At 38.7% G+C, this 6,869-nt stretch carries 10 protein-coding genes; all 10 read right to left on the reverse strand.

Annotated elements, in window-relative coordinates; translation table 11 throughout:
- Positions 1-40: 40 nt before the first annotated feature.
- Entirely contained in the window at positions 41-727 is a 687-nt protein-coding gene (locus ACTD55_RS09485; protein ID WP_438864088.1) for an MAE_28990/MAE_18760 family HEPN-like nuclease, read from the reverse strand.
- Positions 724-1,851 carry a DUF262 domain-containing protein gene (locus ACTD55_RS09490; protein ID WP_438864089.1) on the reverse strand — a complete coding sequence of 376 codons (1,128 nt, stop codon included), beginning with the start codon at positions 1,849-1,851 and terminating at the stop codon, positions 724-726. Before ACTD55_RS09490 ends, ACTD55_RS09485 begins: the two co-directional genes overlap by 4 nt.
- A 4-nt stretch (positions 1,852-1,855) precedes the next feature.
- Positions 1,856-3,106, reverse strand: a complete 1,251-nt coding sequence (locus ACTD55_RS09495) for a hypothetical protein (RefSeq protein ID WP_438864090.1) — start codon at positions 3,104-3,106, stop codon at positions 1,856-1,858.
- A 166-nt stretch (positions 3,107-3,272) separates the two neighbouring features.
- Positions 3,273-3,473 (reverse strand): hypothetical protein, encoded by a 201-nt coding sequence (locus ACTD55_RS09500; RefSeq protein WP_438864091.1) that lies wholly within the window; start codon positions 3,471-3,473, stop codon positions 3,273-3,275.
- A 122-nt stretch (positions 3,474-3,595) separates the two neighbouring features.
- Entirely contained in the window at positions 3,596-3,880 is a 285-nt protein-coding gene (locus ACTD55_RS09505; protein ID WP_438864092.1) for a hypothetical protein, read from the reverse strand.
- 114 nt (positions 3,881-3,994) lie between these two features.
- The gene (locus ACTD55_RS09510) at positions 3,995-4,507 is read right to left on the reverse strand and encodes a hypothetical protein (protein WP_438864093.1); all 513 of its coding nucleotides are present in this window, start codon (positions 4,505-4,507) and stop codon (positions 3,995-3,997) included.
- A gap of 125 nt (positions 4,508-4,632) precedes the next feature.
- Positions 4,633-4,950, reverse strand: a complete 318-nt coding sequence (locus ACTD55_RS09515) for a hypothetical protein (protein WP_438864094.1) — start codon at positions 4,948-4,950, stop codon at positions 4,633-4,635.
- Positions 4,951-5,027: 77 nt separating this feature from the next.
- Complete coding sequence (locus ACTD55_RS09520) at positions 5,028-5,342, reverse strand: DUF6572 domain-containing protein (RefSeq protein ID WP_438864095.1); 315 nt, start codon at positions 5,340-5,342, stop codon at positions 5,028-5,030.
- A 442-nt stretch (positions 5,343-5,784) separates the two neighbouring features.
- On the reverse strand, positions 5,785-6,291 hold the full coding sequence (locus ACTD55_RS09525; protein ID WP_438864096.1) for a hypothetical protein: 507 nt from the start codon (positions 6,289-6,291) through the stop codon (positions 5,785-5,787).
- A 113-nt stretch (positions 6,292-6,404) separates the two neighbouring features.
- Positions 6,405-6,869, reverse strand: a 465-nt coding sequence (locus ACTD55_RS09530) for a hypothetical protein (RefSeq protein ID WP_438864097.1), incomplete at its 5' end; no start/stop codon positions are given.

Below are 6,869 nucleotides of genomic sequence, written 5' to 3' on the forward strand. Positions count from 1 at the left end.
GCGCTCACCGGCTCGTCCGGTGCAACGCTTTGTTAAATGCTTAGCTCGCAAGCAAAAAATCTTTCCGCCCATAAGCAGTGGTAAGCCTTCTTGAAACCCCGCCGATAACTGATTTACAGCACGCAATAAACTCTTGATATTCCTTGTCATCGATTCCCTGCCTTCTTTTCCCATGAGAAATATCATTTCTCACATTTAGCAATCTATTGAGTGGTGAGTAAATATCTTTGAGGTCTTTATACTCTAACCCAACTTGATATAGAATTTTCTCTAAAACCTGTTGGCCAATATTATTATCGGTACTCACGTAACCCTCGGGGATGAAAACTGAGTGGTTTTGAAAGTCTGAAATATTCTCCACAAATTCGACTTGTCTAGACAGGCGGTGCAAATTAGCTTCATCTGGAAGCGTCTTGCGAAAAATAGTACTTTTTTTATCTTTGTTCTGGAGTGCAATAAACTCTCGATGTAAGGTAGCCGCAGCGATCACAGGCTTAACTTGCGAGCAAGTTAATTCGATTTTATTTATTTCATCAATATATAAAGAAAATGCAAATTGAACAAACCCTTCTATATGCGCATAAACCAGACAAAGCATCGAGCGGCGAATTTTTTTTCTAGCGCTCTCATCTACCATTGCTCTTTGATTATTATCCAGAAATCTAAGCTCTTCTTCTCGCCACTCCCGCTCAGACTCAAGCTGTAATTGAAAATGCTCTAGGCTCATAGCGGGAATTCCGCAAGCTTGTCAATAACCAGTTGCACTCTTCTGTTAAGGGGGCCGGGGGAGTTTTTACCTCCACCTGTGGTTACAGCGATAAACTCATGATCTGATTTTAATTCTTCTATCTTAGTCTTCAGGCTTTCAATATGAGCTTCGTCTTCAGGATCAATGCAATCTATTTTACTTAATAGGCCTGTGCATATGCCTTCGTAATGATAAACCGAAAAATTAGATTGAATGCCACTTCTTCCAACTCTTCCAAAAGATTTATCACCTAAAGATTTTTTTAAAATTAAAAATAATTTATCAAATACACGTTCCTCTTCCACATAATCAAATGTGATTTCGGTATTTTCTGGATCAGAAACTGCTTCCATATATTCCGTCAAGAAATCCGCCACATCATGAACAAATTTATGCTTATAGTTTTTGAGCGAAAAATATCTCAAAACTAACTCTTGATCAAATGATCCTAATCCCTGCTGCTTAGATATATTGGAAATACATTCTTGGAAATCTAGAGACTTGCTCTTTTGAATCACAAAGTCTATAAATGTTGGATCTAGCATACGTATGGTGCAGTTTCTAAGCTGTTGAGCTGTTAATTCTTCGCCACCAGTATTTAATCGCTTGAACATATGGTAACGAAATTTACTATCACTACCTTTCCTTACCACTTCTACTCTTACAAAAGCACGTTTTAACCTAATTTTTAGAGAAGTAGGTAATTCGTCGTAAACAAGTCCATTTAAATCTTCTACAATGTCACATTCTTGTAATTTCAGAAAATCACCGACGTTAATCTCAGGATCCAAATGCTTAGCTTCTAATTCACCTCTTAAATGTAAATATGAAGAAAATCTTTGTAAACCATCTATTAACTGGTAGCGTCCTTCATCTGATTCAACAACGTAAATCGGAGGAACAGGCATTTCTAATAAAAGAGATTCAATAAACCGCGATTGCGCCCCTTGCGTCCATCTGAAAAGCCGCTGATAGTCAGGATTTATATCCAACTCTCCGTCCATATACATGTCAAGAAGCTCATTAAATGATAAATCAAGGCTTTGGGTATGTACTTTTTCTACGCTCTTCTCAAGAGACAGAATTAATTGATCATTGTCCATTCGGTTAACCCTTCTCAAATATTAAAACATTTTCAAATGCTACACTTTTACTTCTATATTGTTTATTTTTTAGGTTTGCCATATTTCTTTTGCTCTCAAACTCTATGTTTTCTAGCAACTTCAAGCGAAGCATTTCAGCCATTTCAATCACAATTTTTGGCAGATCGCAATGAAGGTCTTTGTAATATGAATCTTGGACAACACAAATAAACTTGGAATTGTTTTTTAGTACTCTATCAATCTCTTTCATTGATAAATTTAAATCGAAAAAATATTGAACTAAATTTTTGTAATAGTAAGTTTTAGAAGCCTTTGAATCATGTGACTTAACGCCATCTAAAAATTTGACACACTTGCGAGGCAGACCGCTTTCTTTGCCTTCAATGCTTTTTGGAACGGTAGTAGTCCCCATTAATTTTCGCCTAATCGCATCAACCTCACCCTCTCCATTAACGCATAAAATCGATAATTCAGGCAAAGTTGCGACCCCATAGTCGATTCTCGTGCAATAAGGAGGAGAAGTTAGTACGAAATCAATAGATGAACTTTTGATAGGAAGACTTGTAGAAGAGCCTATAGTAATGTTGGAAATGGTTTGCGACCATTCATGCTCAACAGCCGAAATTCCGTCAATCATTTCCTTGACGTAGGAGACATACTGCCTTTTAAATTTCGCCCAAGAAATATCTACCTTCTCTGCGTGGCTTTTAGGCTTTTTTATCCACGTTGGGTTACTTGGTATAAAATTAGTTAGGTAGGTTCTAACACAATTGAACAGTGCCGTATACATTAGGCACTGAGCAGGCGTTAGACTAAGAACTTTCTCAGTCGTCGATGTATATAGATATTCGCCCAGAATACATTTCTCTATCTTACGAATTGATTCTATTGCTTTGACATTAAACCAATCACCTAATGGATCATCATTCCTGATTAATACCCTGATATTCGCATTTATCATACTTAGTCGGTTCGTTACGAATTCAAGATTATCTTTTGTGGCTTGTTTTGCTGTCGCAATCACTCTCATCACTGGGTTTAGATCTATGCCCATTGATTGAAATCCATTCACAGAAGACATAAGTGTTGTAGTTCCGGCACCATTCCATGGATCCAAAATAACAGCACCTTCGGAAAGCTTTGCCGACTCTATTATTTTCTGAGTAAATGTATGCGAGTAGCCGGCATAATAGTTGTACCAAAAAGGCTTAACCTCAATTGTTTCATTTATTCTTTTTGGATTGATTATTAACAAGAAATTACCGCCATGTTCTCAATTTTCCAGATTATACAAATTGGGCATTTAACGCTTTGCCAATGGGCAAATGCGAACGTTGTAGGGCGAAGCCCAGTGAGTATTTGTCCCAGCCGTGTTGTTTGCGGCGATTTTAGGCAACTTGTTATGTGTAAAACTTGCCACGTTAACCTTTAGCTTGAAAAAGGTTAGGTTTATTAATCGATAGGTATAGGAATATAGATATAGAGAAAAGACCTAAACTTTTTAATACAGGAAATCCTATATTGAATGTAACCAAGTAATAAGCAATATCTACGATAGAAAATATAGCTAAAGCAATAGAAAGAAAGTTTACAAACTTTCCTAATTTAGTTGAATCTGACATTTAATTCCCTTTACACATAACGCTTTGCCAATGGGCAAATGCGAACGTTGTTGGGCGAAGCCCAGTGAGTAGTTGTCCCAGCCGCGCCTTTGCGGCGAACTTAGGCAACTTGTTATATAACACTACGGCCACTGAACTTGCCCCATGAGGTTTTTGTATGATGCTAAAGCGCGCCATATAGAAACCGCTAAATCCTGTTTCTTAATTAAAACTTGATACAAAAACACTGGTAACAACCACAGCAATAATATTGCTACTTGAACGAAAAGTGCAACGATAACAAGCTCTCGTTCACCACCAAAAGCTAGAAGCGCCACAAAAACATTTAGGATCAATAGCAACCAGATAGCTTTCTTAGCATCTGATTTTATTATTGCGATTGATTCAGTTGATTCTTCGTTGAGCACTTGATTCCCTGTGTTATATAACACCCCAATTGGGGGAAATTGCGAGTGTTTTGCCACGAAGTGGCAGCGAGTAATTTTCCCAAGCCAGCGTGCTGGCTGAACAACATTGGCTTGTTATAAGCCATTTAACGACTCTTTGAGCCGATTATAATTATTGCCAAGCTCAGATAAAATTGAGAGAAAACCATTTGCTTCAAAACCATGAACTGCATCCCATTCTAAACCGGGTTTGTTAAGCGGATAACGAAAAACAACACTAGCTTGAGGGTGTTTAGTCTTCTTTTTTATCGCTATTTCTTCCGAGCCAAAACCAACGTATTCAGTCACAAAAGGACAATCAAAATGAAAATATTCCTCAGGAAAGGTTATTTTATATTTATCATACAGGTCATCAATGGTGTGACCCCAAGCGTCCTGATAGCCCCTTATAATTAATGCTCCTTTGATGAATAGTTCTACAGAATGCGCAGCAAGCATTAATGTGACACTTGCGTTAGACCAAGAATTTTCTTCCTCAAGGGCATTCATCCTTTTACAAACATCTTCGCTTGCTTTTAGATAAGAAGTTGCAAATTCAAAATAACGAGTCGGCTCGTCTCTACCAAAATCTTCCCAGTTACCGATCATATGACCTCATGGCTTATAACGCTTTGCTAATGGGAAAATACTGCGTATTGGCCGGAACGGCCAGCAGTAATTTTCCCAGTGAGTTTACGAACGAGATTAAGCAACTTGTTATATTTCATTACTGCTCACCTCCTAGCTCGACGAAACAACACAAATAAGTAAACCACCAAAATTAAAGCAGAAATACCACCTACTGCTTTTTGAAAATCAAGAGAAGCTACTATCATCTCGTTTTTGCTATCTATTAACGATTGTTGCGATTTGAATAATTCAACTAGTTCAGTATTACCTTGTGTGTCGGATAGAATCTTTTCATAAAGAGCTTGCTCATTTACTAATTTTTCAGCGCTCGGCTGAACATAGAAGGCTACAGACACTTGAAGGAGAGCTAGAAAAACGACCCAAGTGATAGGGTTATCGTAAAAAAACCTCAGTGTTTTCAAAAATCCTCCTTGAAATATAACGCTTTAAACAGCGGAAAACGCGAGCGCAGCGAGTGGTTTTCCGCTGCTTTAATTTGTTATGCAACTTCCAGCCACAAATCAATATTGAATTCCTTCAGATGCTTTTTAATTGCACCTATTAAATTGATCATATCTTGGCCGGGCATTTCTTGCGCTTTGATGTAAATATGGCTATTGCCCTGTCCATACTTTGAGATCCATTCATCGGAGAAGATATTATCCGTATAACCTTGAATCTTCGTCTTTAGGAGTTGTTCGTGATAATCAGAATCCGTTAGTGCACTTGACACTACAATTACCAAATCGACACCACCATCATTTCTCTCTCCAACGATATCGATTTTATCTAAGTTTTGAATAGGGTCATCCATGTTCAAGTTCCTTGAGTTGCATAACGCTCGCCTAAACGGCGAGCAACTTGTTGCGAGTCCAGCGGCCGCAGGCCGCGATGTTTTAGGCGCTTGTTAAGTGTTTGGTTAATGCACATCACTTAAACCTTGGCGCACAAAACTGACATAAGCCACGATCATCCAAATTCATCACGGGGAACATATTCTCAAAGTTTGCTTTGGGAATATTGTCCGGCGTTTTAGGATCTATGCCATACTGCCCGCAAGCCGCACACTGTCTAATCCACTTTTTGGTTCTCGGATCTTTCAAGAACCACTCTTGAGTTTTGGTTTCAGTTCTCATGACACTTAACGTTTCACATATGGGGCGCAGGCTTGCTGGCTATACTTGCGCGAAGCGCCAGCCAGCGAGTATGCGTCCCAATGAGCGAAGCGAATGAACATAATGTGTTTGTTATACCCACTATATCAATTCGCCTAACCATGGGAACGCGCACCAACCAAGCCAGCAAAAAAGCAATATCCTAAATACCAAAGAGTTGTTCAAACTAGGTTTTCGGTAATTAACAATATAGGCTGCAATAAGTGAAACGATGAAAATGCCGTTAAACAAATACATAAACAGGGTGTGCTGTAAGCCCTGATATTGAATACCGTAATCGTAAGAAACAAACAAAAATATTAGTGAGAACAAAACCAGTAAAACGCTAACACCAGTAAATAAACGACTGATTTTGAAATTTTCATGTGCTGTTGAGCGCGCACTGAGCAAGAAAAGAAGCGCGTTGGGCAAAGAGGCTAATAACAACAATAATGGACCTGGTAAGGCTAAAGCATAAAGCATGAATACCGGAATAACTACGGTAAATGAATAAGGAGAGTAAATTTTGGGATATCCAGCAGTCATAGTAAGTGCGCCAGTGGAAAGAACCAAAAGAAATCCCAGGTAGATTTTTATTTTAATGCTCATGCGATCCTAAGTGGGTATAACGCCCGCGTCACAGGCCGAGGTAACTGGCGGCTTTTGTGCGCATGCACAAAAGGTGGCTGTTGCCGAAGGTCATGTGCATGCGCTTGTTAAATTCATTGCTCTTGAATGGCATTTTCTTCCCAATATTGAGGGTTCGATAATACCTCATCAATTATATCTTTATCTTTTAGAGCGATTACTTGAGGAGTTTTATAAAAGTTGTGCTTTGACTTCCAGCCTTCGAATTCAAAGTTTTCCTCATCAGCAGGAATAAAGCAGCCATCCAGATAAATATATGTTTTACCAGCTTCTATATGGCTCATCATGTTTTGCATACAATCAATCCAGTTATTTATATCCTCTAATTCAGGCTCTTTACCGCTGTACCCCAGCAAGTCTTCTCTTGCTAACTCTTCCCATGTTTTATCTATCTCTTTCGCTTCTGCAAAAGTGAACGCCTTCCGACATTTAGTGCATGAAAAAAGCCAGCCACAACCACACCAAGGACAATCTAGCTGCCCAGGGTCACCAACTAAGGACTCTTCACATTTACAATGAGAAATAAGTTCATCATTTTT

It is taken from the genome of Neptunicella sp. (assembly GCF_048268085.1).
Lineage (GTDB): Bacteria > Pseudomonadota > Gammaproteobacteria > Enterobacterales > Alteromonadaceae > Neptunicella.

What these genes read in the sequence shown, in the direction of transcription:
- ACTD55_RS09485 (WP_438864088.1), bottom strand. Translation starts at nt 727, where the DNA reads ATGAGCCTAGAGCATTTTCAATTACAGCTTGAGTCTGAGCGGGAGTGG.
- ACTD55_RS09490 (WP_438864089.1), bottom strand. Translation starts at nt 1,851, where the DNA reads ATGGACAATGATCAATTAATTCTGTCTCTTGAGAAGAGCGTAGAAAAA.
- ACTD55_RS09500 (WP_438864091.1), bottom strand. Translation starts at nt 3,473, where the DNA reads ATGTCAGATTCAACTAAATTAGGAAAGTTTGTAAACTTTCTTTCTATT.
- ACTD55_RS09510 (WP_438864093.1), bottom strand. Translation starts at nt 4,507, where the DNA reads ATGATCGGTAACTGGGAAGATTTTGGTAGAGACGAGCCGACTCGTTAT.
- ACTD55_RS09520 (WP_438864095.1), bottom strand. Translation starts at nt 5,342, where the DNA reads ATGGATGACCCTATTCAAAACTTAGATAAAATCGATATCGTTGGAGAG.
- ACTD55_RS09525 (WP_438864096.1), bottom strand. Translation starts at nt 6,291, where the DNA reads ATGAGCATTAAAATAAAAATCTACCTGGGATTTCTTTTGGTTCTTTCC.